General features: G+C 67.4%; 26 protein-coding genes. 4 read left to right on the forward strand and 22 right to left on the reverse strand.

Annotation, left to right across the window (positions count from 1 at the left end; genetic code table 11):
- The 13 genes from NA10_RS05230 to NA10_RS05290 form a co-directional block, all read right to left on the reverse strand.
- The coding region (locus tag NA10_RS05230; protein WP_157556074.1) for an Asp23/Gls24 family envelope stress response protein at positions 1 to 282 on the reverse strand (282 nt) is incomplete at its 3' end.
- A gap of 16 nt (positions 283 to 298) precedes the next feature.
- Complete coding sequence (locus NA10_RS05235) at positions 299 to 595, reverse strand: hypothetical protein (protein ID WP_067564176.1); 297 nt, start codon at positions 593 to 595, stop codon at positions 299 to 301.
- Positions 592 to 960, reverse strand: coding sequence for an Asp23/Gls24 family envelope stress response protein (locus NA10_RS05240; protein ID WP_067564179.1), 369 nt, complete (start codon positions 958 to 960; stop codon positions 592 to 594). Before NA10_RS05240 ends, NA10_RS05235 begins: the two co-directional genes overlap by 4 nt.
- Positions 957 to 1547 (reverse strand): Asp23/Gls24 family envelope stress response protein, encoded by a 591-nt coding sequence (locus NA10_RS05245; protein WP_067564181.1) that lies wholly within the window; start codon positions 1545 to 1547, stop codon positions 957 to 959. The genes NA10_RS05240 and NA10_RS05245 overlap by 4 nt, the downstream gene beginning before the upstream one ends.
- Complete coding sequence (locus NA10_RS05250) at positions 1538 to 2098, reverse strand: RNA polymerase sigma factor (RefSeq protein ID WP_067564184.1); 561 nt, start codon at positions 2096 to 2098, stop codon at positions 1538 to 1540. Before NA10_RS05250 ends, NA10_RS05245 begins: the two co-directional genes overlap by 10 nt.
- A 151-nt stretch (positions 2099 to 2249) precedes the next feature.
- Complete coding sequence (locus NA10_RS05255; protein ID WP_067564186.1) at positions 2250 to 2918, reverse strand: EthD domain-containing protein; 669 nt, start codon at positions 2916 to 2918, stop codon at positions 2250 to 2252.
- A 458-nt stretch (positions 2919 to 3376) separates the two neighbouring features.
- Positions 3377 to 4417 carry an NUDIX hydrolase gene (locus tag NA10_RS05260; protein WP_067564456.1) on the reverse strand — a complete coding sequence of 347 codons (1041 nt, stop codon included), beginning with the start codon at positions 4415 to 4417 and terminating at the stop codon, positions 3377 to 3379.
- Positions 4417 to 5541, reverse strand: coding sequence for a glycosyltransferase family 4 protein (locus NA10_RS05265; protein WP_067564189.1), 1125 nt, complete (start codon positions 5539 to 5541; stop codon positions 4417 to 4419). The genes NA10_RS05260 and NA10_RS05265 overlap by 1 nt, the downstream gene beginning before the upstream one ends.
- A complete protein-coding gene (locus NA10_RS05270; protein WP_067564192.1) occupies positions 5538 to 6557 on the reverse strand; it encodes a phosphatidylinositol mannoside acyltransferase in 1020 nt (339 codons plus the stop codon). The genes NA10_RS05265 and NA10_RS05270 overlap by 4 nt, the downstream gene beginning before the upstream one ends.
- Positions 6554 to 7225: a phosphatidylinositol phosphate synthase gene (gene pgsA, locus NA10_RS05275; protein WP_067564194.1), complete on the reverse strand. Its 672-nt coding sequence runs from the start codon at positions 7223 to 7225 to the stop codon at positions 6554 to 6556. Before pgsA ends, NA10_RS05270 begins: the two co-directional genes overlap by 4 nt.
- Before the next feature lie 104 nt (positions 7226 to 7329).
- Positions 7330 to 7950, reverse strand: a complete 621-nt coding sequence (locus NA10_RS05280; protein ID WP_067564197.1) for an ATP adenylyltransferase — start codon at positions 7948 to 7950, stop codon at positions 7330 to 7332.
- Between the two features lie 90 nt (positions 7951 to 8040).
- Positions 8041 to 10098, reverse strand: a complete 2058-nt coding sequence (gene thrS, locus NA10_RS05285; protein ID WP_067564199.1) for a threonine--tRNA ligase — start codon at positions 10096 to 10098, stop codon at positions 8041 to 8043.
- Positions 10099 to 10234: 136 nt separating this feature from the next.
- A complete protein-coding gene (locus NA10_RS05290; protein ID WP_245677047.1) occupies positions 10235 to 10906 on the reverse strand; it encodes a hypothetical protein in 672 nt (223 codons plus the stop codon).
- Between the two features lie 390 nt (positions 10907 to 11296).
- On the opposite strand from NA10_RS05290, the gene NA10_RS05295 reads away from it, so the two are divergent.
- Positions 11297 to 11746 (forward strand): hypothetical protein, encoded by a 450-nt coding sequence (locus NA10_RS05295; protein WP_067564205.1) that lies wholly within the window; start codon positions 11297 to 11299, stop codon positions 11744 to 11746.
- 279 nt (positions 11747 to 12025) lie between these two features.
- Here NA10_RS05295 and NA10_RS36430 read toward each other — a convergent pair whose 3' ends face one another.
- Positions 12026 to 12358 (reverse strand): hypothetical protein, encoded by a 333-nt coding sequence (locus NA10_RS36430; RefSeq protein WP_157556078.1) that lies wholly within the window; start codon positions 12356 to 12358, stop codon positions 12026 to 12028.
- A 128-nt stretch (positions 12359 to 12486) separates the two neighbouring features.
- On the opposite strand from NA10_RS36430, the gene NA10_RS37465 reads away from it, so the two are divergent.
- Both NA10_RS37465 and NA10_RS37470 read left to right on the forward strand, forming a co-directional pair.
- Positions 12487 to 12687 (forward strand): hypothetical protein, encoded by a 201-nt coding sequence (locus tag NA10_RS37465; RefSeq protein ID WP_169812523.1) that lies wholly within the window; start codon positions 12487 to 12489, stop codon positions 12685 to 12687.
- The gene (locus tag NA10_RS37470) at positions 12684 to 12881 is read left to right on the forward strand and encodes a hypothetical protein (RefSeq protein WP_067564211.1); all 198 of its coding nucleotides are present in this window, start codon (positions 12684 to 12686) and stop codon (positions 12879 to 12881) included. The genes NA10_RS37465 and NA10_RS37470 overlap by 4 nt, the downstream gene beginning before the upstream one ends.
- Before the next feature lie 199 nt (positions 12882 to 13080).
- Here the strand turns inward: NA10_RS37470 and NA10_RS05310 are convergent, their stop codons facing one another.
- The 5 genes from NA10_RS05310 to NA10_RS05330 form a co-directional block, all read right to left on the reverse strand.
- Positions 13081 to 13350, reverse strand: coding sequence for a hypothetical protein (locus NA10_RS05310; protein ID WP_067564213.1), 270 nt, complete (start codon positions 13348 to 13350; stop codon positions 13081 to 13083).
- A 30-nt stretch (positions 13351 to 13380) separates the two neighbouring features.
- Positions 13381 to 15042 (reverse strand): bifunctional 3'-5' exonuclease/DNA polymerase, encoded by a 1662-nt coding sequence (locus NA10_RS05315; protein ID WP_067564215.1) that lies wholly within the window; start codon positions 15040 to 15042, stop codon positions 13381 to 13383.
- A 201-nt stretch (positions 15043 to 15243) separates the two neighbouring features.
- Positions 15244 to 16695: a flotillin family protein gene (locus tag NA10_RS05320; RefSeq protein ID WP_067564218.1), complete on the reverse strand. Its 1452-nt coding sequence runs from the start codon at positions 16693 to 16695 to the stop codon at positions 15244 to 15246.
- A 9-nt stretch (positions 16696 to 16704) separates the two neighbouring features.
- Complete coding sequence (locus tag NA10_RS05325; RefSeq protein WP_218021455.1) at positions 16705 to 16914, reverse strand: NfeD C-terminal domain-containing protein; 210 nt, start codon at positions 16912 to 16914, stop codon at positions 16705 to 16707.
- A 135-nt stretch (positions 16915 to 17049) separates the two neighbouring features.
- The gene (locus NA10_RS05330; protein ID WP_067564220.1) at positions 17050 to 18264 is read right to left on the reverse strand and encodes an erythromycin esterase family protein; all 1215 of its coding nucleotides are present in this window, start codon (positions 18262 to 18264) and stop codon (positions 17050 to 17052) included.
- A gap of 113 nt (positions 18265 to 18377) precedes the next feature.
- Here NA10_RS05330 and NA10_RS05335 point away from each other — a divergent pair, with 113 nt between their 5' ends.
- A complete protein-coding gene (locus tag NA10_RS05335) occupies positions 18378 to 19091 on the forward strand; it encodes a MerR family transcriptional regulator (RefSeq protein ID WP_067564459.1) in 714 nt (237 codons plus the stop codon).
- Positions 19092 to 19145: 54 nt separating this feature from the next.
- Here the strand turns inward: NA10_RS05335 and NA10_RS05340 are convergent, their stop codons facing one another.
- The 3 genes from NA10_RS05340 to NA10_RS05350 form a co-directional block, all read right to left on the reverse strand.
- A complete protein-coding gene (locus NA10_RS05340; RefSeq protein ID WP_067564223.1) occupies positions 19146 to 20336 on the reverse strand; it encodes a 4-hydroxybenzoate 3-monooxygenase in 1191 nt (396 codons plus the stop codon).
- 142 nt (positions 20337 to 20478) lie between these two features.
- A complete protein-coding gene (locus NA10_RS05345; protein ID WP_067564461.1) occupies positions 20479 to 22692 on the reverse strand; it encodes a SulP family inorganic anion transporter in 2214 nt (737 codons plus the stop codon).
- Between the two features lie 219 nt (positions 22693 to 22911).
- A complete protein-coding gene (locus NA10_RS05350) occupies positions 22912 to 25152 on the reverse strand; it encodes a SulP family inorganic anion transporter (RefSeq protein WP_067564226.1) in 2241 nt (746 codons plus the stop codon).
- Between the last annotated feature and the right edge of the window lie 181 nt (positions 25153 to 25333).

Below are 25333 nucleotides of genomic sequence, written 5' to 3' on the forward strand. Positions count from 1 at the left end.
GACCGCGGCCTGGGTCTCGCCCACCTCGACCGAAACACCCTGTCCCACACTGGCCGAGGCCCCGGGAATGCGGTCGCGGATGGCCCCGAACGCGCGCGCCGCGCCGCCGCCCAGATCGTGGACCCCGCGCACATTGCGCGCGGCCAGGCCTGCGACCTTCTGCACCACGACATCGGCGATGCTGGTGGTGCCCTGCTCACTCTGCAATTCGCTCTTCGCCGCGGGCTTGCCGTTATCGGCGGGCGAATCGCTCTTGCTCTTATCGGTTGCGGTAGCGGTCATCTCTGCCTCCTGATACTCAATCGGTTTCGAATGCGGACGCGGCGAGCCGGGTGACCACCATGCGCAGGGTCGCACCGGCCCACGGCGTATCCGCCAGCAGTGGTTCGACGGCTTCGGTCAGCCGCCCGAGGAGCGTTTTCAGTGGTAAAGCCGTTGCGACAACCCGGATTTCGACAATCCCGGTGCCGAGTTCGATGGCGGTGGAGCGGCCGGGCCAGCGCACGCCCTCGGCGACCGAGGACTCCAATTCGAGGCCCGGTACGGCCGAGACCGCTCCGGCGATCTTGTCGATCAGCTCGCCCGGCGCCTTCATCGCGCCTCCGGTTCGATATCGACAATGGTCACCGACACCTCGTCGACGCGCACGCCGGTCTGTTCGCGGACCTTACGCACGACCGCGTGCTGCACCGCGGTCCCGATGGTTCCCGCATGACGTTCGGCGCCGATGGCGATCTCCAATTCGATTGCGAGGGAACCGCTGTCGCGTTGCATGCGCACGCCCTTGGTGGAGGCGATCTCGTAGCCGGCCCACAGTTGCCTGCCCGCCCGGGTGAGCGCGGTGACCAGTCCGCGCAGGCCGTGTTCCACCCGCACCACCCCGGGCACGGACCCCGCGGCATGCGCGGCGACACCGGCCACTACCTGATCGGCGACGATCAGTTCGGCGCGGGCGCTCATCGACCGCCCTCCTGGTAGACGTCCACGATCGCGATATCGAGCCGACCGACCACCAGTCCCGTGCGCGCGGACGCGGCGGCGGTCACGGCCTCGCGGACCTTGGGCACCAGCCCGTGCACGCCATCGCCATTGACCTCGACCGCGATGGTCATCGAGATGTGCACGACGGTCTCACCATCGGGCCCGGTGCCGACCGCCTGCATCCGGCAGCGTCGCGCCCGCACCCCGGGCACACTGTCCGCCGCGTAGCGCAGCACCACCGCCACGGCCTGTTCGCTCACCGCGACCGTGCCCGCGTGCGGGGTCGGCAGACCCAATGCCTGACCGCGCCGCAACTCCGAGCGAACCGCGGACATGATGCGCTCCACCAAATCCGAGGGTGGCGGATCGGGTTGGTCGATCAACTCCCGGGTCGCGGTGCGCAGCCCCAGCAGGCTCTCGCGTGCGGTCCGGCAGTGGATGCAGCTCGCCTCGTGCGCATCGCCGCCACCGTTCCGCACGGTATCCAGGCGATCCCACACGCTGTCCAGGCCACGACCGCAGGGCAGCACGTATTCCTGCTCGGTGTCGGTATCGATTACCGCCATGGCTTCATCACCTCCGCCAATTGGGCGCGGGCCCGCGCGATCCGCCCGCGTACCGCGGTGGCGTTCGCGCCGACGATCTCGCCGATCTCCTCATAGCTGCGCCCGTGCACCTCGCGCAGCAGCCAGCACGCCCGCTGTTCGGGGGTGAGTTCGCGCAGTGCCACGGTCAACGCCGCCAATTGGCCGTTGATCTGCACCGCGTGTTCGGGCCGGGTTTCGGTGCGCGGCGATTCGGTGGCATCGGGATCGATATCGGCCGGGCGTTGCCGCGAGCGCAGCAGATTCAGGCAGCGATTGGTGGTCATGCGGTAGAGCCAGCCGGCGAAGGCGGCGTCATCCTGCAATTGGCCGATGCGACGCCACGCGGTCAGGAACACCTCCTGCACGATGTCCTGCGCCTCGGCCCGGTCGTCCAGCATGCGCGCGGCCAGCCGGAACATCTGCCCCTCGTAGCGCAGCACCAGCTGTTCGAAGGCGCGAATATCGCCGTCACGCACTCGCGCGGCCAGGGTGGCGTCGTCGGGCGTGATCGTGACTGCCGCCTCGGGCATGGGCACAGCACCTCCTCATCGCTTCGAAGAGATGGACACCGGCGGTCGGAGATCCTCACGAAGCAGTATGAGTGATGGTTGTCTCAAAGGTTGCCGCGTGACGAATCGCCGAGCCGGAGTGTCCTTCCGTATGCGGGAGGTGTGCCCGGTGTCAGCCGAGTGCGTACACGTATCGACTAGTCGGTACCAGATCGAGATCCAAGTGCGCGCCGAAGCGGACGACGCTCTCCATCATGAGGGTGACCCGGCGTTGCAGTTCGGCATCGTCATCGCCCGCGCCGTAAAAGGCATGTGCGCTGGTCATGGCCGCCATGGGGAAGAGCTCCTCGACGAGCGCGTCGACGCGGCGACCCTCGGTGATCGCCTCCAGCACGGTGTTCTGCACGTAACCGAAGGTGTCCTGGGTGTCGATGGCGATCGGGGTGTGCAGATCGTGCCAGCGGTGCAACCACTCCTCGCGGGTCAGATCGGCCGGAATGCGCAGTAGCGCGAAATTCGCCAGCGCATCGGTGCGGACGCCGTTCCGCACCTTGGGCGGAACGATCGGGGTGCGCTCGTCGACAATCCAGCCGTTCACCTCATCGGCCACCGAACCCAGGGCCGCGGTGACCGATTCATGGCCGCCGCCGGTGCGCACGCTGACGATGGCGTCGATGGGCTGTTCATAGGTGGTGTGCCGGACCTGTGCGGGTGCCACCTCGGCATCGCGCACGTTCACCTGGAACTCGGTCGCCCCGACATCGGCCAGCCGATGCCGTAGTTCGGCGGCGTGCAGCCGCTCGTCCAGTTCCGCGCCCCAGAGGGCGTACATCAGCTTCATGCCGGGAGTCCTTCACCTATCGCCGTTGACCGGCTCACCGTAGCCAACGGGCGCCGTAACGGCCGGGCGTTTCGGCACACCCGTCCCATCCAGCGGACCGGAATGGCTTCCGAGCCGATTCCCGGGATGTGATGCCGTTCACATCCGGCCGGTCGAACACCTATTTATATTCTTCGGCGCAATTCGTGAAACACATCCGGGTTGGCAACGGATTAACCGAGTATCCGCACTCCGCGGAAAGATCGAAAGGAAAGAAATCATGTTGCTCGCACTCATCGGCGCATTCGGCGTCAGCGCTGCTCTTGCTGTAGCCGGATTCCTCGCTGGACTGGGCGTAATCATCTGATCCAGCACGCGCACCGGGTGCGGAGAAACATTCTCTCCCGCCCCACAGAGCTCGAACGCCACCCCCGGTAACGACAGTTATCCGAGGTGGCGTTCGGCGTTTGTGCGAATTGTCAGCGAATGGAACGGACTTCCGGATCGGCATCGCCGTCCGCGGCCGCAATCGCCTCGCTGAGCAGCTGATCCAGGTGGTAGGGGTACACCGTCTCCCCCGCCCGGTCGAGGGCCGCGATATCGGCCGGGGTACACCATTTATTGCCGGTGATGGACCGCCGCTCGATGAAATCGAGTTTGGCAGGATTGGGTTCGAAGTTCTTTGCACGCAGCGCGAAGAACAATTCCTCCGAGCGAATCAGCTCACCATTGAACGGGAACACCGCCACCCGCCGCCACAGCGGACCGCGCAGTGCGGAAGAGTCTGCGGGATAGCCGGTTTCTTCATAGAGTTCACGGATCGCGGCTTCGCGCAATGATTCCCCGGGATCGACCCCGCCACCAATGGTGAACCAGAATTCGACGTCCGGTACTTTCGGATCACGACCGCGCAGCAGCAGTACGCGATTCTCCTCATCGAGCAACACAATTCGCGCCGAGGTGCGCACGGTATCGACTTCGAGTCCGGTGGAGGCCGCGGCCGTCACCCGTTCGGCGATCTCGAAGTAGGTGGGCAGCGGTGCGGTGCCGCCCAGGTGCAGAATGCGGACCGGGCGACGGGTGCGCAGGGCCAGGGTGTCACGCACCGCGTCATTGTGGAAGCGGCGGGCAATGAGCACGCGCGCCTCGGCATCGGCCAGTTCGGCCACCAACTGCGGTGGCAGCCGATCGATAGCGATGGCGGAAAGCGCGGCGGCCAGCCGGTTTTCGATTGTTTCGCGATCCTGCCAGTCGGCCCGTTCGGCTCGGTCGGCCAGGACCGCCAGTCGGCGCGCCTGGTCGATCTGTTCGGTGCCGATATCGACCCCGAGCACGGTGGCGATGGATCGCGCGACCACCGCGCGCCGTGCCAGCGCGGCGTCGAGTGCTTGCCGGGCCTGATCGCTGCGCACGTGCAGGCGGTCCAGGCGATTGGCGGTGGTGTACGCCCAGACGCCAATGGTGATGACAATGGCCGCGATTAAGGTCAGGACCAGAATCGTGGTGGCGGAGAAAGTGATCATCCAGCGGTCCGCACGCGCATATCGCCGACGGTGACGGTTTCGTAGACGCGCAGGATCTGCTCCGCCACGACCGGCCAATCATATTCGCCGACAACCTGATTCGCGGTACGGATGAGCTCGTCACGGCGGCCGGAATCGGTCAGCACGGTATCGAGCGCCTGCGCCAGCAGATCCGCGTCGCCGACCGGGACCAGCATGCCCGCGGTGCCGTCGCGCAGCACGCGGCGGAAGGCGTCGAGATCGCTGGCGACCACGGCGGTTCCGGCGGCCATGGCCTCGACCAGCACGATGCCGAAGCTCTCGCCGCCGAGGTTGGGGGCGCAGTAGACATCGGCGCTGCGCATGGCCGACGCCTTCTCCTGATCCGAGACCTGTCCGAGAAAGCGCAGGTGCGAGGCATTCTCACCGGCTTCGCGGCGCAGTCGCTCCTCATCGCCGCGCCCGACGATCAGCACCTGGACATCCGGATGGCGGCGCACCAGTTCGGGCAACGCGCCGAGCAGTACCTCCATCCCCTTGCGCGGTTCGTCATAGCGGCCCAGGAACAGCACGGTGCCGCCCACGCGCGGATAGCCCTCCAGCAGTGGGGCGTGCGCGAAGGCGGGAACATCGACGCCATTGGGGATTTCGACCGCGTCCCCGCCCAGCGCCTCGACCTGCCAGCGCCGAGCCAGCTCCGAGACCGCGATCCGGCCGCTGATCTTCTCGTGGTACGGCCGCAGTACGCCCTGAAAAGTACTGAGCACCAATGATTTCGTAGTCGAGGTGTGGAAGGTCGCCACGATCGGGCCCTCGGCGATCTTCAGCGCCAGCATGGACAGGCTGGGCGCATTCGGCTCATGAATATGCAGCACATCGAAGTCGTTCTCGGCGATCCAGCGGCGAATCCGCGTATAGGCGGTGGGGCCGAAGGACAGTCGCGCCACCGAACCGTTGTACGGAATCGCGACCGCGCGACCGGCCGAGACCACATAGTCGGGCAGCGGGGTGTCATCGGCGGCGGGGGCGAGCACGCTCACCTTGTGCCCGCGCTCGATGAGCACCTGTGCGAGTTCGACGACATGCGCCTGCACCCCGCCCGGAACGTCGAACGAATACGGGCAGACCATGCCGATTCTCATAGCGCGCCGTCTCCCCTGTGCCCATTGGCTCTGGTCTCCGCGCCGGGCTGCTGCTGATTCCCCATGCTGTGCTGTACCGCGGCGATGCGATCGAGTCGCGACTGCGACAAATCACTCTCCCACAGCGGCTGCAGCATGTGCCAGTCGGCCGGATGTTCGGCGATATTGGCCGCGAATCGGTCCGCCAGCAATTGGGTTGCCGCGGCCGCACCACCCGAAACGTCGAGGGGGGCTTCGGTCTTGAAGCCCCAGCCCTCGCGGCCCTGTGCGTCGACGGTGTTCCAGCAGTGCACGGGGATGAGCGCGGCACCGGTCTCGATCGCCAATTTCGCCGCACCGGCGGGCATCCAGGTGCGCTCGCCGAAGAAGTCCACGGGCACACCCTTGCCAGTGAGGTCGCGCTCACCCATCAGACAGACCACGCGGTTCTGCCGCAGTCGCTCGGCGAGCTGCGGGAATGGCGGCTGTTCACCGCCGGTGAGCGGGAAGACCTCGAAGCCCAGGCTCTGGCGATACGCCATGAAGCGTTCGAACAGCGATTCCGGTTGCAGCCGTTCGGCGACGGTGGCGAAAGTGCCGTGATTCTGCACCAGCCACACCCCGGCCATATCCCAGTTGCCCGAATGCGGCAGAACCGCGACGGCACCCCGGCCGGCGGCCAGCGCGGCCTCGAGATGTTCGACCTCGTTGACGAACAGACGGCCCGAGCGCACCATCTCCGCGTGGTCCATACCGGGCAGCCGGAACGCCTCGCGCCAATAGCGCGCGTAGGAGCGCAAACTCGCCCGCACCAGATCGTCGGGCACCCGGTCCGGCGTGGTGCCGATCACCCGGGCGAGGTTGCGCCGCAATTGATTCGGCTTCCCGGCCCGCGCCTGCTTGTTCATCTTGCGGGCGGCGGCATCGGCTCCGGCGTCGAATGCCCTGCGCGCCATGCCTTCCGGGAGTCCGCGCACCAATGCCCAACCGGCCGCGTACGCCTTATCGGTCATCGCGGACGTGAAATCGGTGCTCACCGCTGAGGTTCCTCCGGTGTTTTCGCCACGGGGGCGATGATGTCGCGTGCGCCAGGCGAATTGCGCACGGCCAGCACACGCTGGAAAACGGTGACAATGCTCAGCACTGCCAGCACGTAGATGGCCACGTACACCGCGTAGCTGAGCCAGGTGATCTCGAAATATCCACCGATACCGGTGAATCCGGCCCCGACCAGGCCGATGACCAGCCGATCTGGGCGTTCGATAATGCCGCCGTCGGCCGAGAGCCCGCTGGCTTCGGCGCGCGCCTTGGCATAGGAGATGACCTGCGAGGTCACCAGTACCACCAGGGTCGCGGCGAACAGGATCTTGGAGTGCTCGTGGTAGACCGCCCACCACGCCAGACCGCCGAAGATCGCGCCGTCGGCCACCCGATCACAGGTGGCGTCGAGCACCGCGCCGTATTTGGTGCCGCCGCCGCGGGCGCGCGCCATCGCCCCGTCCAGCATGTCGAACATGACGAACAGCCAGATCACCATGGTTCCCCAGAACAGGTGCCCCGACGGGAACAGCGTCACCGCGGCCGCGATCGAGGCGGTGGTGCCGATGAGCGTCATCGCGTCCGGTGTGAGCCCGGTGCTCACCAGTGCTTTGCCCAGGGGCGCAGTCGCTTTGGCGAACGTCTCGCGACCGAAGAAGCTCAGCACGCTATTGGGATTCCTTCCGTGCCCTGCGGGACACCCGCACCCGGGCCCTGCGGGACACCCGCACCCGGTCGGCTTCGACGAGCCGCTGCGCGATCGTCGCTCATCTACGCCTCCTTCCAGGCCTGCGCCAGTAGCGCCCGGGTTTCCCGGAGCAGCTGCGGCATGACCTTCACTCCGCCGACGACGGTAATGAAGTTCGCGTCGCCACTCCAGCGGGGCACGATATGTTGATGCAGGTGATCGGCGAGTGAACCCCCGGCAACGCCACCGAGATTCAGGCCGACATTGAAGCCCTCCGGCCGCGAGACGCGCTTCATCACGCGAATCGCCTGCTGGGTGAAGGCCATCAGCTCGGTGCTCTCCTCGAGGGTGAGGTCCTCGAGATTCGCCACGCGGCGATACGGCACGACCATCATGTGGCCGGGGTTGTACGGGTACAGGTTCAGCACCGCGTACACCCATTCACCGCGCGCGATGACCAGACCGTCCTCATCGGCCATCTCGGGGATGTCGGTGAAGGGGTGCCCGGTCTTCTTGGGTGCGTCGGCCGCGCGCTCCTCGCGGTCGGCCGCCGCACCGGTGATGTAGGACATGCGATACGGCGTCCAGAGCCGCTGCAACCGGTCCGGTTCCCCGGGGCCGCGATCCACGATCGTCTGCGGCCCCGAATCCCCCAGCCCCGCAGCGTCTTCGGTAAGACCTCCGGGTGCGGTACGTTCACTCATGGCCTGTCTCCTCTGGGCGCGAGTGGAGGCCCTGCGTGGTTACGCGAGCAAGCGCGGGGAGGCGGCGCGGCGCCTCCGGGCCTTGACCACTCACGCCGCCCCGTTCGTCTTCTCGATACGGCTCGCGGTCGGAGAGTCGTTCTCGCGGTGCGCGATCCATTCGATGATGGTGGAGACCGCCTCGGCGACCGGAACGCCGTTCACCTGGGTGCCGTCGCGGAAGCGGAAGCTGACCGCGCCCGCCTCCACATCCTTGGCGCCCGCCAGCAGCATGAAGGGGACCTTCTGCGCGGTGTGGTTGAAGATCTTCTTCTGCATGCGGTCGTCGCTGCGGTCCACCTCGGCGCGCACGCCCTGGGCGCGCAGCGATTCGATGACACCGTCCAGATGTTCGGCGAAGGTGTCCGCGACCGGGATGCCGACCACCTGCACGGGCGAGAGCCAGGCCGGGAACGCGCCCGCGTAATGCTCGGTGAGCACGCCGAAGAAGCGTTCGATGGAGCCGAAGAGCGCGCGGTGGATCATGACCGGGCGATGCTTCTGACCGTCCGCGCCGGTGTACTCGAGTTCGAAGCGTTCGGGCAGGTTGAAGTCCAGCTGGATGGTGGACATCTGCCAGGTGCGGCCGAGCGCGTCCTTGGCCTGCACGGAGATCTTCGGGCCGTAGAAGGCCGCGCCACCCGGATCCGGGACCAGGTCCAGACCGGAGTCGGTGGCCACCTTGCGCAGTGTTTCGGTGGCCTCTTCCCACAGCTCGTCCGAGCCGACGAACTTCTTCGGATCCTTGGTGGAGAGTTCGAGGTAGAAGTCGTCGAGGCCGTAGTCGCGCAGCAGCGAGAGCACGAATTGCAGCGTGGAGGTGAGCTCCGCGTGCATCTGCTCCTTGGTGCAGTAGATGTGCGCGTCGTCCTGGGTCATACCGCGCACGCGGGTCAGGCCGTGTACGACGCCGGACTTCTCGTAGCGGTAGACCGAGCCGAATTCGAAGAGCCGCAACGGAAGTTCACGGTAGGACCGGCCGCGCGAACGGAAGATCAGATTGTGCATCGGGCAGTTCATCGGCTTGACGTAGTAGTCCTGGCCGGGCTTGCGCACGGTGCCGTCCTCATTGAGTTCGGCGTCCAGGTGCATGGCCGGGAACATGCCCTCGCGGTACCAGTCCAGGTGGCCGGAGACCTCGAAGAGGTGGCCCTTGGTGATGTGCGGGGTGTTGACGAACTCGTAGCCCGCGTCGGTGTGCCGGCGGCGCGAGTAGTCCTCGAGCTCCTTGCGGATGATGCCGCCCTTGGGGTGGAACACCGGCAGGCCCGAGCCCAGCTCGTCCGGGAAGGAGAACAGGTCCAGCTCCAGGCCGAGCTTGCGGTGATCGCGCTTCTCGGCCTCTTCGAGCAGACGCAGGTATTCGTCCTGAGCCTCGGTGGATTCCCAGGCGGTGCCGTAGATGCGCTGCAGATCCTCGCGGCTCTGATCACCGCGCCAGTAGGCGGCGGAGCTGCGGGTCAGCTTGAACGCGGGAATGTACTTGGTGGTCGGCAGGTGCGGACCGCGGCACAGGTCTGCCCAGATCTTCTCGCCGGTGCGGGGGTCGAGGTTGTCGTAGATGGTCAGCTCTTTACCGCCGACCTCCATGACCTCCGGATCGTCGATACCCGATTTGTCGGAGATGAGCTCGAGCTTGAACGGCTCGTTCGCCAGTTCGACGCGGGCGGCCTCGACATCGGTGACGCGGCGCGAAAAGCGCTGCGCGCCTTTGATGATCTTCTTCATCCGGGATTCCAGCTTGGCCAGATCCTCCGGGGTGAAGGGGCGCTCGACCTGGAAGTCGTAGTAGAAGCCGTCCTTGATGAACGGGCCGATGCCGAGCTTGGCGCCCGGGAACTCCTGCTGCACGGCCTGGGCCAGCACATGCGCGGCCGAGTGCCGGATGACGCTGCGGCCGTCCTCGGAGTCGGCGGTGACGGCCTCGACCTCGACATCGGTCTCGGGGGTCCAGGACAGATCCTTGAGGTTGCCCTCGTCATCCCTGACGACGATGACCGCGTTCGGCCCCTTGCTCGGCAGGTCGGCCTCGCGCACCGCGGCACCCGCCGTAGTCCCGGCCGACACCCGGACGAGGGCGACTGGGCTCTTCGGGGCTGTGGTGGTCACGGCTGCGCACTCCTTGGCATTGTCGTAGCGCGGGAAATCCCCGCGATGTCTGGCCGGTCCATGCTATCGGCACGTCGATGACCGCGTGCCGATGGACCGGGTGCCGGGGTGTCAGCCCCGCACGGCGTGTGCCGAATTACCGCGCGGCCAGCTCCGCGAGCAGTGCTTCGCGCTGGGCCGCAGGGCGTTTCGGGCAGCTGGTGCACATATCGCAGCCGGGGACCTCTAAGACCAGGCAGCAGGAGATGCGACGCACAAAAGCGCGGCCGCCGATATCACTGAATCGGGGTACCGGCAGGCCGCCCGAAACCTCCCTGGCCAGCTGCGATCCGGTTTCCTGCGCACCCGCGTCGAGGGCGCGGTTGCCGATGGCGTCGGCCACGATCGCCCACAGCGCGGCCACCCCCGCGCCGCAGACCTCGGCGACGACCGGAATGACGGCCGAGAGGGTGTGCCGCAGGGCATGGCCGACGGGTTCGGGCCCAGCGGCGGCATCCGAATGCGCTTCGAGCGCGTCCGCGCCGAGATCGCACCGGGCCAGCACGCGCTCCACGCCCCCGTCCGGGCGGATCTCCAGCCCGATGTTCTCCAGCGCCGGATCCATGGTCGGCAGTCCGGCGGCGTGCGCGCTGACGATCGGATCCACCAGCGAGGACGCGGCCATGCACCACCACAGCGTCCCGGAGACCCGCGAGTCCCCGGTCCCCCAGGAGATGCCCATATCGGATATCCGCTCGGCAAGCCAGTGCTTGTCGAGCAGCCGGATACCCGGCTCCACACTCATCCGAACCGGGGGCTGCGCAACCATTTCCATCGGACTCCGATCCAGCCGCCATCGCGGGGGCTCATAACCAGGATGTCACTGCGAGGTCATCACGTCCGCTCGCGGACCGTCTCACCTTAGGGGGGACTCTACGACCGCCCCCGCAGGCGCGCGGATCACCCCGTTTGTTAATAGGGGTCTCCCCCGAGGCGATACACCCTATGGCACCTTCGATGTCCGCCTACAGGAGGACATCGGGGACGACCTCGGGGCGATGCCACGCAACGGATTCGAGCGCAGAATTCCTGTTGCGGTCCGCAGGAACCTCACAGCCGCAACGGATCCGGCGCACAGCTTCCGGCATGAGGGTAGTTGGTGCGGAGGTCGCCGCGTGAACTCGATCCACCTGGTGAATGGGAGAACACAGTGCCCGCAATGTTTCCGACAACCGTCGCCGCGCAGCAACTGCGCGACTACAGCGATCGTGGCTGGACGGTCACCGAAACATCCACCGGCCCACACTTGGTGACCGATGACCGGATCGCGGCCGTCGAGCTCACCGGTCATCTGGCGGCCACCGTCCGCCGGTATCTGCGCGCGAACAACCTGTCCGGTCCGGTCATCGAGATCCGCGATGCACACCGGCGGGAGATCCACCTGGTGGTGGGGGCGGCGAAGGCCGTGCGCGCCATCGGGATGCTGCGCGGTCTCGGGATGACCGTCCATACCGACGGTGCGACCGTCCCGCTGCCCGATGGGCGATCGATCGGATGGGGTATCGCCCCGGCCGAGGCCCGCTGGATTCCGCCGCTGGTCGCCATCTCCGCGGGCGTCTCCGCGGCCCGCACCACCGCGCGCGCACATCTGCGCACCGTGGCCTGCTGAGCGCCTCCGTTACCTTCCCCGCACGGCACGTCGTAGCGGTGGTGCAGGAGGCCCGGTTGCGGCAGGATCCGGCGGAGATCGGGAATGTGTCGGGCTGGCTGACGACCGTGTTCGGGCGAATCAGCCTGGATCTCTTGCGTTCTCGGCGGGCCCGTCCCGAAACCAGTTATGAGCCGAAAGGCCGGACCACGACAATTCGCATTGTCGTGGATCCGGCCGTAGTGCATCGATCCGACTACCGCGCTGAATCAGCGGAAACAGGTTGGGGCGGCGGGTTTCTCAGAGCGGGAAGACCCGCCCGCCCACACCCCACCCCGCGCTGGACCACCCGGGCCCGATGCACGCCACGGTGCCCGCCTGCCCCACGGGAAAGTCCTGCCGAATCGTGTACTGACCAATAGCCAGCGGGTTGGTGTTGTATCCCACACAATCCACTTCGAGCCGATAACTGCCTTCCCCGTCCGTACATGCGCCATTGAAGGCGAATCCGGCATTCATCGACCCCTGGCAGGTAGGCGCCGCGGCAGCCGTACCAGCGGTGACACCGGCGATAGCGATCGCCGCGACGGGAGTGGCCAGACACAGCGCCACGGTTCGAACCGAGGTTCGCATATAGAGCTCCGATCATTCGCAGGTCGTTGCTTTCATGGGATGTATCCCCGATCCTGCCTCCCCCCGTTACAAATCCGAGGCCACCGCCGCACGCGAGTCGGTCCGCACACCCCCGATAAGCTCCCACGGTGAGCGCAGCGCGGGGTGCCCCCTCGATTCTTGCCCTGGCGGATCTGGCGACGCCGATGAGCATCCGGGTGGCCGCGACCCTCGGTCTCGCGGAATACGCGGGCAGTGCCGGAGCGACCGTCGGCGAACTCGCCGCCCGCACCGGGCAATTCTCACCCGATGCGCACGGGCCGCCGACCCGAACGGCGTTGTCCTGGTGATAGAACCGATCCGGGGGATCGGCACCAGCACCGCCATCGACCTGTTCATGCTGATGTGCTTCGGCGGCCACGAACGAACCATCGCGGAACTGACCACCCTGGCAGCGACCAGCGGCCTCACCCCGCACGCCACGACCCCGGTAGCCGACGGCCGAACCGCATTGGAGTTCCGTGTAGCAGGCGTGGACCAATAACGTTCGGGCGGAGCGGATTTCGGTGATGTCGAGACGTTCGCGGCGAGGAAGAAGACGTCGTTCCCGCGCCACGGGCACGGTGGGGTGGCAAAGCTCCCGTAGTCGTTCACCGCATACCCCTCTGCTGTTCGGTGAACTTCCCGGCGTGGACTTCCCGGAGGACTCAACTAGATTGGCGTGGAGGCGAGGCGGCGTTGTATCACGATTCCACTCCGCCCCGATCCGCCCTGCGAAGCGTAATCACCGGATCCAATCCGTCATCGGGTGACGGATTGGGCGCGGCTTCCTCGGCCTGGGTCTCGACGGTGAGCTGGGCTCGCAGCGATCCCGGATCCCACATTTCCTGGAATGGTCCGACCACCGAGCCGCCGATTCCCCGCCGCCGCGCGCGGTGCACGATCAGCTCGAAGGCGGCGGCAAACAGGACGATGGGAGATATCGCCAGGGCGAGGGCCACCACGCTGTCCATTCCAGCATGCTACGTCCCGTCGGGCACACGCTATTTGGCGTCGGCGTAGCACTCGACGATGGCGGTGGTGAAGGGGAAGTGGACGGGGGTGGGGCCGAAGGTTATTCGGGCCGCGGATTGGGCGGCGGTGGTGATGGCGGCGGCTACGGTTTCGGCGTCTTCGGCGGGGCAGTGGACGATGACTTCGTCGTGTTGGAAGAAGACGAGTTCGGCTCGGGGGGCCGACCGGGTCAGGGCGGAGCGCAGCGCCGCCAGCACCAGGAGGGTCCAGTCGGCGGCGCTGCCCTGGACCACGAAGTTGCGGGTGAACCGGCCGCGGGCTCGGGCTCGGGGGGTGCTGCCGAAGGTCGGGGGCAGGGTTTGGTCTTGGTCCTGGTGGTCGGCGGGCCTATCGGGGGAACTGGTGCGGCCGAGCCAGGTTCGGACCAGGCGGCCCTGTTCGCCCGCGGTGGCGGCCGCGTCGACGTAGGCGATGGCGGCGGGGTAGCGGCGGCGGAGTTCGGCCATATGGGTGAGGGCGTCGCCGGAGGTTTGACCGTAGATCGCGCCCAGGAGGGCGAGTTTGGCTTGGGTCCGATCACCGCCGAAGGCGCGGGCGGCGAGATCGGCGTAGAGGTCTTCCTCGCGTCCGGCCACCTCCATCAGGCCCGGGTCGCGGGAGATGGCGGCCAGCACGCGAGGCTCCATCTGCGCGGCGTCGGCCACCACCAGTCGCCAGCCGGGATCGGCGCGGATGGCCCGGCGCACCACCTTCGGAATCTGTAGTGCGCCACCGCCATTGGTGGTCCAGCGGCCGGTCACCGTGCCGCCGGGGATGTATTCGGGACGGAAGCGGCCCTCGCGCACCCACTGCTCGAGCCAGGTCCAGCCGTGCGCGGTGTACAGCCGATACAGCGACTTGTAGGCCAGCAGCGGTGCGACCGCCGGGTGGTCCACCTCCGCGAGTTCCCATTTCCTGGTGGAGGACAGGGAGATTCCGGCGCGGCCGAAGGCTCGGATGATGTCATTGGGCAGGTCCGGACGCACGCGTGTCCCGAACGCCCGGGACACCTCCTCGGCCAGTTCCACCAGCCGACTCGGCTCCGAGTCGGCGGAAATACGTTCTCCCAGCATGCTTTCCAGCAGTTCCCGATGCACATCGGCACGCCAGGGAATTCCGGCCCGGGACATCTCGGCCGCCACCAGCATGCCCGCCGATTCGGCGGCGAGCAGCAGCCGCATCCGATCCGGATGCTCGGTCCGCGCGGTGCGCGCGACCTGCCCCTCGTACACCTCCAGCAGCGCCGTGAATTCATCGGTGCCCGAGGGCAATGGCACCGGCCCCGATTCGAAGAGCGAGGGCTGGGTCTCGGCGACCCGCGGGGGCGCGTCCGGCGGAACCGGCAACCTGTGCAGCCGCGCCCACGCGGCCGCGAGCGAGCGCGGCTGTCCGGACTGTCCCTGTTCATGCCCGATCAGCAGCGCCTCCGCCGCCTCCACGTCATAGCAGCGCTCGACCCGCACCCCGGCCGCCATCAGATGCCGATAGATCTCCCCGGTCGATCGCCACACCCATCGCTCCACCTCGGGGCGCGACCGCACCGCCTCGGCGAGCGAAGCCTCCCGCAGCACCGGCCCGGCGGCCCGACCGTCCTGATCCACCGGGCACAGCAGAGCCCCGCCCTCCCCCGTTTCCGCCACCGCCCATCGCATACCAGAGAGTCTGTCAGCGGCCACAGACAATTCCGCCCACCCACACCTCGTGGCGGGCCCGAACAGATTTCCGCCCCGCGCCGCGACCCACCGAAAGACATCACAGCCGACCACACCCGATCATGCGATCACCAGGAACCGATGGCGTCGCCTCGCGGCCTAGACCCGCCACCGGTTCCCGGTGATCAGCTGATCATCAGCTCACGCGACGGGTTTCACCTCCCCGTTCACCGCGGTGGGATCGACTTTGAGCGCGGGCAGTAGGGATTCACGCGCCATCGAGGTCAGTGTCCCGGCCTGCTGGATGATCTCCGCCAGTGCGGCCGTCACGCCCTGGGCGCCGTTGAGCACGGTGAACTGCCCGACATGCTCGAACGGTTTCGCCGCCGCGGCAACGATTTCCGGCAGATTCTGCGCGACCTGCTGGGCGATCACCGCCTCCTGATTCTTGCTCATCGCCTCGGCCCGCTGCTGGATACCGGCGGCCTCGGCCGCCATCCGAGCGCGCACCGTCTCGGCCTCGGCCAGACCGCGTGCCTGGATGGCATCGGCCTCGGCCTGCCCGGTGAGCCGGGTCGCCTCGGCCTGCGCGGCCGCGCGCACCCGAATGGACTCCGCTTCGGCTTCGGCCTGCATTCGGGTCTGCGCCGCAGCGGCTTCCGCGCGCAACCGCGTCTGCTGCGCATCGGCCTGCGCCTGACTGATCTGCACATCGCGGGCCGCGGTGGCCAGGGTCGTCTGCCGATACGCCTCGGCGTCGGCGGGCTTGCGGATCGAGGCCTGCAACTCCTGTTCGCGCTGCTGCGCCTCCAATTGCGCGACCTTGGTGGCGACTTCGACCACGGCCTGGCGTGCGGTGGCCTCGGCGAGCGGACCCTGCTGCTGGGATTCCTGGGTCGCCCGATCCACCTCGGCCTGATATCCGGCCTTCTTGATCTGGGTGTCGCGCACCGACAGCGCCACCCGCGCCTGCGCGGACTGCTCCTGTTCGATCGCGGCGCGTTCGGCGTTCGCACGCGCGATACGAGCATGCTGCTCGACCTCGGCATGACGCGGAATCGCAAGGTTGGCAATGTAATTCGACTCGCTGGCAATGGATTGGATCTGGAACGAGTCGATCACCAGCCCGAACGATTCCATCTCGTGCGAGCACCGATCGCGGACCTGTTCGGAGAACTTGTCCTGATCGCTGATCATGTCCTCGACGGTCATGGATCCGGCGATGGCGCGCAGATGTCCGACGAAGACGTTCTGTACCTTGGTCTCGAGTTCATCGGCGGGCCGGTCCAGGAATCGCCGTGCCGCATTGGCGATCGATCCGTAATCGTCGCCCACCTTGTACATCACCACGCCGGTGAGTTGCAGATTGATCTTCTGCCGGCTCACGCACGGCACCGCGATCTGGGATTCGTGCGCCTCCAAGGAGATTCGGCGCACCTTGGTCAGTCCGGGCATGATCAGGCAGCCGCGTCCGGTGACGATGCGGAAGCCCATGCTCTCCCCCGACCCGCCCGGTCCGGTCCCGGCTCGGAAGCCCGAAATGATCAGCGCCTCATCGGGTTCGGCGATACGCCAGGCGGCACGGAACAGGCCGACGGCGACCACCAGGACAATGAGCGCAATCCCGACCGAGACAAGGACCAGGACGTCCACGATGCACCTTCAATTCACGGGAACGACTTCGACAGTGCGACCACCCAGACTGTCGACCACGAGCACCTGGGCATGCTTGGGAATCGTCGATTCACCGTCGGCGGCGCGGGCCAGGAACCGTTCGGTCCCGAAGCGCACCTCGATGACAACCTCGCCGAGGTGGCCGGGTGTGATGGCGGCCGTCACCCGCGCGTATTTGCCGATCACATCCGCTGCCATCAACCCCACCCCCCGGAACCGAAAGCGTCCGACCTTCCCACGCTAATCCCGCCCGCGATCGGTGCGTATTCTCTTTACGAAATACATGCGGGTCCAAGGCCGTTGCTCCACCGCGCCGATCACGGCCCATCCTGTTTACCAGTACCGGACCCGGACCCCGTCGGTATCGGCGATGAACACGACCGCGTCCGCACCGTCAAGGTCGGACGGCCGCAGCGGAATATGACCGGGCACAATCGGTTCGCCCGCCCGGGTCGAGGGATCGAGTGCGGCCCGGAGCGCGGGCGCGGGAAACAGCGCGCGGCGATCGGTCGCCTCCGCCAGCAGATGTTGCAGCGTCCCGGGTTCACTCCTCGGATTGGCATCCGATGCCACGAACACATACCGCTCGCCGAGCGCGAGCCCGACCAGTGCACCCGTATTCGCCCAGTTCACCGCGCCGCCGACGGGCGAATGCGATTGCGCGCGTTGCAAATGCGCATTGTGTGCGAATACCAGGACCGGTCCCCGCTCCCGTTCCCGCTCGACGATGGCGAGCAGATTCTCGGCCATGATCTCGGCGCGCACACTGATCAGCGTCTCCATCCGATCGGCCGCCGCATCGGCCATGGCCACGTGATAGCGCAGCAACCCCTGTGCCGTCCGCGCGTGTGCTGCGGCGCGGAAGTATCCGGACGGATCCGCGGCATGCAGCGCGGGCGCCGCCCGCCGCAGCGCGTCGGCGAGATCATCGGCGATGATCCGCAGTGCCCGAACACGTTCGGAATTCCCGATGGACGCGTTCGCGTCGTACATGGCCGCCGGATTCAGCCATTCGGACTCGTCGCCGAGCAGGGCATCCAGATCTCCCGCCGAGGCGGGCCGCAATGCCGCGGGCAGCCGGTCGAGCACCGCGCCCAGCGCGCGCCGCGGACTCGGCGCTCCGGCGTACTCGGTCGGCGCGTCGAACCCGTAGCAGCGCACCCGATCTCGCGGTGCGCGCCCGGCATTGTGCGCGCGCAGCCACCGCAGAAGTTCGCGATTGCCCGGCACGGCCCCGAAGCCGTGACTGAATCCGGTCTCGAGCACCGTGCCGAGTTCAGCCGGTCCCCCGCCCACATACTCGTCGATCAGCGACGCGGCGAAGAAATCGGTCTCCAATACGACCGCCCGATACCCCTTTTCGACCAGATGCGGCAGAAGTTCGTTGCGCAGCAACGGAAACGCGACGATCCCGTGGGTCGGCTCACCGAGCCCGAATAGGACCGGCGGTTCGGCCCGCCCGGCGAGCAACGCATCGACAGCCGACGCGAGGCCCGCCGCATCATCGAGTGGGCGGGCGAGGGAACGCGGTGTGGTGACGGTGGACATGGGCACCCCTTTTCGAAGGAAACTACCTTCGACAGTATCGTTGAAGGTTCGGGTGAGACTTCTTCACAAACCACCCGGTGAATACCGCGAAAACCCTCAAACGGAGGTGCGAACTGAGGCCCGTCGACCTGGCTCGTGAGCACGGGCTGTCCGCCCAGGCGATCCGCAATTACGACGATGCGGAGATCCTCCCGCCCGCCGAGCGCAGCGACTCCGGTTACCGTCAGTACACGCCCCTGCACGCGCAGGCGCTCCGCGCGTTTGTAGCCCTGCGCGCCGGGCACGGCCATCAGCGGGCCGCGGAGATCATGCGCGCGTTCCACCACGGCGATACCGAAACCGCCTACCGGCTCATCGACGCCACCCATATCGCACTGCGCTCCGAACGCACCACCCGCGCCGAGGTCGCGGCGGCCCTGAGCACCCTGACCACCGCGACCACCACCCCGGTTCCCGGCCCACCACTGACCGTCGGCGAACTCGCCCGCCGCCTCGGCCTGCACCCGGCGACCCTGCGCACCTGGGAAACCCAGGGCATTCTGCGCCCGCCGCGGGAGCGGGCCACGGGCTACCGCAGCTACGATCCGGACCTCGTCCGCGACGCCGAGATCGCCCGCCAGCTCCGCCGCGGCGGCTATCCCCTGCCCCAGGTCGCGCGGTTCCTGGAATCGCTGCGCGAGGCGGGCGGCGCGGACGCCCTGGCCACCTTCCTCACCGACTGGCAACTGCGCCTGACCACCCGCAGTCGCGAACTCCTCACCGGCGCAGCACAACTGGACACCTACCTCGGGATGCTCGAAGGGCGGCCGAATCCCGATCCGGTCTAGCGCGGCAGCACGAAATCCATTGCCGACGACCGGGTGTCACGCCGCCCGAAGGCTTCAGATACCGACGTAGTTGTCCGCGAAAACATGCTGGTGCGAACGCGAGGTTGCCAGGTTGTGCAGTCGTGCCCGCTGGAGCTCACGCCGGTACGCGGTCTCCGGGCCGTAACCGGCGGGCGGATGCAGCAGGTCGATCATCCAGTGCGAGAATTCCTGAGCGCGCCGGATGCGCGGCAGGGCCTGCTCCGAATACCGTTGCAGCGCATCGCCTTTGCCGTAGCGCACGGCGGGGATGAGCGCTTCGGCGAGCAGTTGCGCCCCGACGATCGCCAGATTCGCGCCCTTGGCCGCCGAGGGGCTGATGGAGGTGGCCGCATCCCCGACCAGGAATAGCCGTCCCGCCTGGATGGGATCCAGAATCCGCGATCGCAATCGCACCAGGCCGCGTTCGATGATCGGCCCGGTGGCCGGGGCCGGACGGCCCGGGGCGTCCAGTCGGCGCGCCAGTTCGTCCCAGATCCGCCAGTCACTCCATTCCCGCGGGCGCGCACCGGGATCGCATTGCAGGTAATAGCGCGTCACCTCGGCGGTGCGCGGCATCTGCCCGGCGAACCCGTCGGGGTGCACCCCGTAGATGACGGCCTCGCCGGCGGGCGGGGCCTGCATGAGCAGGGCCAGCCAGGTGATGCCGTGATCGCTGGCCGCGATGGTGGTCGGCACCGCGGTGCGGGATATCCCCCGCGCGCCATCGCATCCGGCCAGATAGTGACCGGTGAAACGGATTTCGGCACCGGCGGCGTCGCGGGCGAGGACCGCGGGCCGATCGGTGTGGATATCCTCGATCCGCTCGACCGTGGTGCCGAAGTGCAGCACACCGCCGCCCGCCAGATACTCCGCGATCAGATCGGTGACCAGATCCTGTTGCGGATACACCGTATGCGGCTGCCCCGCGCCGAGTTCGCCGTAGCGCAGCTCGACAGAGCCTGCCGGACTGCGGAATTCGCAGCGGTCGTGGGTGCGCCCGCGCGCGTCCAGTCCGGCGGCCAGCCCGTGTTCGCGCAGGACCGCGACGCTGTCGGGTGCGAGGAATCCGGCGCGCGCTCGCTGGCGCACCTGCTCGCGCGTCCGGCGCTCCAGCACCACGGTCGGCACATTCGCGGCCCGCAGAATATTTGCGAGCACCAGGCCCGCCGGACCCGCACCGAGTATGAGGACCACCGAATCCTGCTCATCAGCACCCAGGCGCATTCGCCAAAGGTAAGGCACCGCAACGGCAATCACGGACCCTGCCGAAGACGGTGGGCGTGTCCGGCCCGCCCGCGCCGAAACATCTCCGCCACTGCCGAATCGGCGACCGATGCGATACCGGTCGCCGATTCGGGGTGCGGGCTCAGTGCGTGGAGGAGATCGCCAGGGCCGATAGGTCGGGGTCGGTGATCTCCGACAGGCCGTCGGCGGTCACCTGCATGACCCGGGCCGAGCCGATATCGAAGAACAGACCCGAGACCGCGACGCCCCGGCGCAACATGGCATCTCGCACCACCGGATGGGTGCGCAGCGTCTCGAGCTGCACCGCCACATTCACCATGGCGAGCTGATCGGCGGGACCGAAGCCCGCGGCCGCGGCGGCCCGGCCGACCGCATGCCCGCGATGCCAGCGATCGACGCTGATATCGGCATTGCGGAGCCATTCTCCGAGGCCGGGTCCTTCGGGCACCCCGTCGAGCAGTGCCTTCATCGCACCGCAGGACGAATGTCCGCACACCACAACGTGATCCACTTCGAGCTCGTCCAGGGCGAAGGCCAGCGCGGCCTCCACGGAGCTGTCCCGACCGTTGGGCGGCACCAGATTTCCGACATTTCGAATGGTGAAGAGGTCGCCCGGACCGGTATTGGTAATGAGGTTCGGGACGATGCGGGAATCGGCGCAGGTGAGGAAGAGCGAATGCGGATTCTGCCCGTCCCGCAGTTCATCCAGATGCGGCCGCATCACGTGGGCGTTGCGGCGATGGAAGGCCCGCACACCCGTGGTGATCGGATTGCCCTCCCCTGCCTGCCAGGGCCGCAGCACCTCGTCCAGCAGCCCGCGCGAGCGCCCGCGCACCGGCGGACCGGTGAGCGCGTCCGCCATCGGCGCGGAGCCCAGTTCCACGAATTCGACTCGGCCCCCGGTGTTCTCATGCTGGGCGGCCCAATCGTGAATGGCCTCGTAGGCGGCGTGATCGAGGAAGTCCACGCTCATCTCCACCAGGACGGTACTGCCCTCGGGCACCTTGGCCAGCTGCGCCGAGAGCTTGGGCAGCGCCAGGAAGGTGCAGGTGCCCTCGATGCTGACCATCCACCGATCGGTGCCCACCACGGGATCGGCCGAGACCGTCACCCGCACCACCCGCCACAGCAGCAGCGCGAAGGCCAGCGCCAGGCCCAACAGCACGCCCTCGAGCAGGTTCAGGAACACCACCGCGCCCACGGTCACCACGTAGACCAGCAGGTCACCGGTGCGCCGGGCCAGGCGGATATGCGCGAGCTTGACCAGCTGGATGCCGACCACGATCAGCAGACCGGCCAGCGCGGACTTGGGAATCTGCTCCACCACCGCGACCAGCGCGACCGAGAACACCAGAATCCAGATGCCGTGCAGGAAGGCCGAAGCCTTGGAACGCGCCCCGGCCTGCACATTGGTCGCACTGCGCACGATCACGCCGGTGACCGGCAGTCCGCCGAGCAGTCCGGAGGTCATATTGGCCGCGCCCTGCGCGACCAGTTCCCTGTCGAAATTGGTGCGCGGACCGGTGTGCATCTTGTCCACGGCGACCGCGGACAGCAGACTCTCCACACTCGCGATGAGCGCGATCGTCAGAGCCGCCAGCGCGACCGCACCCCAGCCGCCCGAGGGAACCTGCGGCAGCCCGATGGCGTCGAAGAGCGATCCGCTCAAGACGATCCGCTCCACATTGCCGGGCACGATGAGCGACAGTCCGGTGCCGATGGCGATGGCCACGAGCGGTCCGGGCAGCACCCTCAGCTTCCCGGGCACGTACTTCCACGTCAGCATGATGACGATGACGACCGCGCCGATGAAGAAATCGTCACCGTGCAGGGAGAGCAACTCGCCGGGAAGTTCGACCAGGTTCTTCCAGGCACTGCTGTGCGACGCCCCTCCGAGGAGCACATGCAGTTGTTGCAGTGCGATGGTGATGCCGATACCGGCGAGCATGGCGTGCACCACGACGGGCGCGATGGCCAGCGCGGCGCGCGCGATTCGACTCAGGCCGAACAGGATTTGCAGCAGTCCGGCCGCGACGGTGATGAAACAGGCTGTCTTCCAGCCGAATTGATTGATAGTTTCGGCGACCACCACGGTCAGGCCGGCGGCGGGTCCGCTCACCTGCAGGGGTGCTCCGCCGAGCAGTCCGACCACCACGCCGCCGACCACAGCGGCGATGAGACCGGCGGCGATCGGCGCGTCGGAGGCGACGGCGATGCCGAGAGATAGCGGGAGCGCGACCAGGAAGACCACAATGGACGCGGGTAGATCATGGCGCAGCAGGGTGGTGGACCAGCGGTCCGCTCTACCTGGCGGTGAATCGGTGTCGGTGGACATCTCGGCTCCTTCTCCGGACCGAATCGATCCGAAAGCGTCGAACATGTTCTGTGGGCATCGAATTGATGCTGTGGACAGCGTTGGCCACAGACTCACCGGACGAGCTGTTGGCCAGGCTAGAAGTAAAGACTTAGTAAAAGCTGAGAAAACCGATGCCACAACGTAAAGCGGGCGTGAATCCTGATGGATTCACGCCCGGTGCTGCGTAACCTACGCCGGTTACCCGGCGCCGGCGGTGTGCAGCAGATCCCCGGGGCGGATTCGCGCCACACCGTGATCCCCGATCTCCGCGATCCCGTCCACCGTGACCTCCACCACGCGCGCGGTGGCGATATCGAAGAACAGGCCCGAGAGCACCACGCCCCGTTCGATCACCCCGCGGCGGACCACCGGATGCGCGTAGAGCGTCTCCAACTGCACCGCCACATTCACCATGCCGAGCTGATCGACCGGTTCGAATCCGGCGGCGGCCGCGGCCTCGGCCACCGGATGCCCGAGCCGCAAGCGCAGCAGACTGGGCCTGGCATTGGCCAGCCAGCCGTCCAGATCCGATCCGGTCACCGCCTCGGAGTGCAGTGCCTCCATGGCCCCGCATCCGGAGTGCCCGCAGACCACCACCGAGCGCACATCGAGTTTGTCGAGGGCGTAGACGAGCGCGGCCTCCATGGAGGTGTCCCGGCGATCGGCGGGAATCAGATTGCCGATATTGCGGATGGTGAACAGATCGCCCGGACCGCTGTTGGTGATCACATTCGGCACGATCCGCGAATCGGCGCAGGTGACGAAGAGCGAATCCGGTTCCTGCCCATCGCGGAGCACCCCGAGGTGCGGACGCATCACATGCGCGTGACTGCGGTTGTACGCGGCCACCCCCGCGACGATGGGGTCGACCTCTGCCCCGGTGCGCCGCCACGGCCCGAGCACCTCGTCGAGCATATGCCGCGAATGTCCGCGCGCGGGCGGGCCGTCTGTCGCGCCCGCCATGCGCACGGTACCCATCTCGACGAATTCGACCGTGCCGCCATCGGTTCGGTGCTCGGCGACCCACTCCTGCACCGCGTCGTGGGCGGCGTGATCGAGGAAGTCGACGGACATCTCGATGACGACATCGGCCCCGGTCGGCACTTTGGCCAGTTCGGCGGTCAACTTGGGCACCGCCAGGAAGGTGAAGGTGCCGTCCACGGTGACCCGCCAGCGTCCGCTCGCCACCGCCTCGGAGGTCACCGAGACCCGGACCACCCGCCACAGCAGCAGCGCGAAGGCCAGCGCGAGGCCGACGACCATGCCCAGCAACAGGTTCCAGAACACCACCACGACAATGGTGGCCGCGTAGACCACCAGATCACCGGTGCGCTGGGCGCGCCGGATATGCGCGAGCTTGATGAGCTGGATGCCGACCACGATGAGCAGTCCGGCCAGTGCGGCCTTGGGAATCTGGCGCACCACCCCGACCAAGGCCACCGAGAACAGCAGTACCCAGAGGCCGCACAGCATGGTCGAGGCCTTACCGCGCGCGCCCGCCTTCACATTGGTGATGCTGCGCACGATGACCGCCGCCACGGGCAGTCCGCCGATCATGCCGGACACCATGTTCGCCACGCCCTGGCCGATCAGTTCGCGATCCAAATCGGTACGGCGCGCGGAGTTCTGGCGAATACGGTCCACCGCCACGGCCGAGAGCAGGGTCTCCACGCTGGCGATGAGCGCGATGGTCACTGCCATCAGCGCGATCGCCGCCCAGCTGCCGTGCGGCACCCGGGGCAGTCGAAGTTCGTCCAGCAGTGAGCCATTGAGCATGATGTGCTCGACCCGGGTGGGCAGCACCAGCGCCAGCAGGGTGGCCGCGACCACCGCCACCAGCGGGGCGGGGATGACGCGCACCGGTGCGGGCAGCCGCTTCCACGCCACCAGGATGACGATGACCAGCAGGCCGACGAGCAGATCACCGCCGTGCACCGAGCGCAGCTCCTGGGGCAGGCCCACCAGGCTGTCCCAGGACGAGCTCAGCGAATCACCGCCGAGCAGCACATGCACCTGCTGGAGTGCGATGACCACGCCGATCCCGGCGAGCATGGCGTGCACGACCACGGGCGCGATGGCCAGTGCGCCGCGCGCGATCCGGCTGAGTCCGAAGACTATTTGCAGCAGGCCGGCCGCGACGGTGATGAAACAGGTGGCGGCCCAGCCGAATTGATTGATCGATTCGGCGACCACCACGGTCAGGCTGGCGGTGGGACCGCTGACCTGGAGGGTGGAACCGCCGATGAGTCCGGCTACCACCCCTCCCACGACCGCGGCGATCAGACCGGCGGCGACCGGGGCTCCGGCGGCGACGGCGATACCGATCGAGAGCGGCAGCGAAACCAGGAACACGACCAGCGAGGCTGGAAGGTCGTGGCGTACCAACTCGGCGAGGCCGGGGAGCGACGTCCGGGGAGGCTGTTCGGTGTCGGTGGACATATTTCTCCTTCGCCGGAACGGCGGGGAACCGCCCGGTTCATCGGTCAACATGTACTGGCATCGAGAGCGAGCGACGGGCGAGGCTGTGACAGCACGACGCTAGGCAGAACGGCGTAATCGTAAAGACTCGGCAAAGGATCCGGAAAGGGTTTGCGGAGATTGCGGCGAACCGCGACCAAAC

The sequence above is a fragment of the Nocardia acidivorans NBRC 108247 genome, from assembly GCF_001625085.1.
Taxonomy (GTDB): domain Bacteria; phylum Actinomycetota; class Actinomycetes; order Mycobacteriales; family Mycobacteriaceae; genus Nocardia; species Nocardia acidivorans.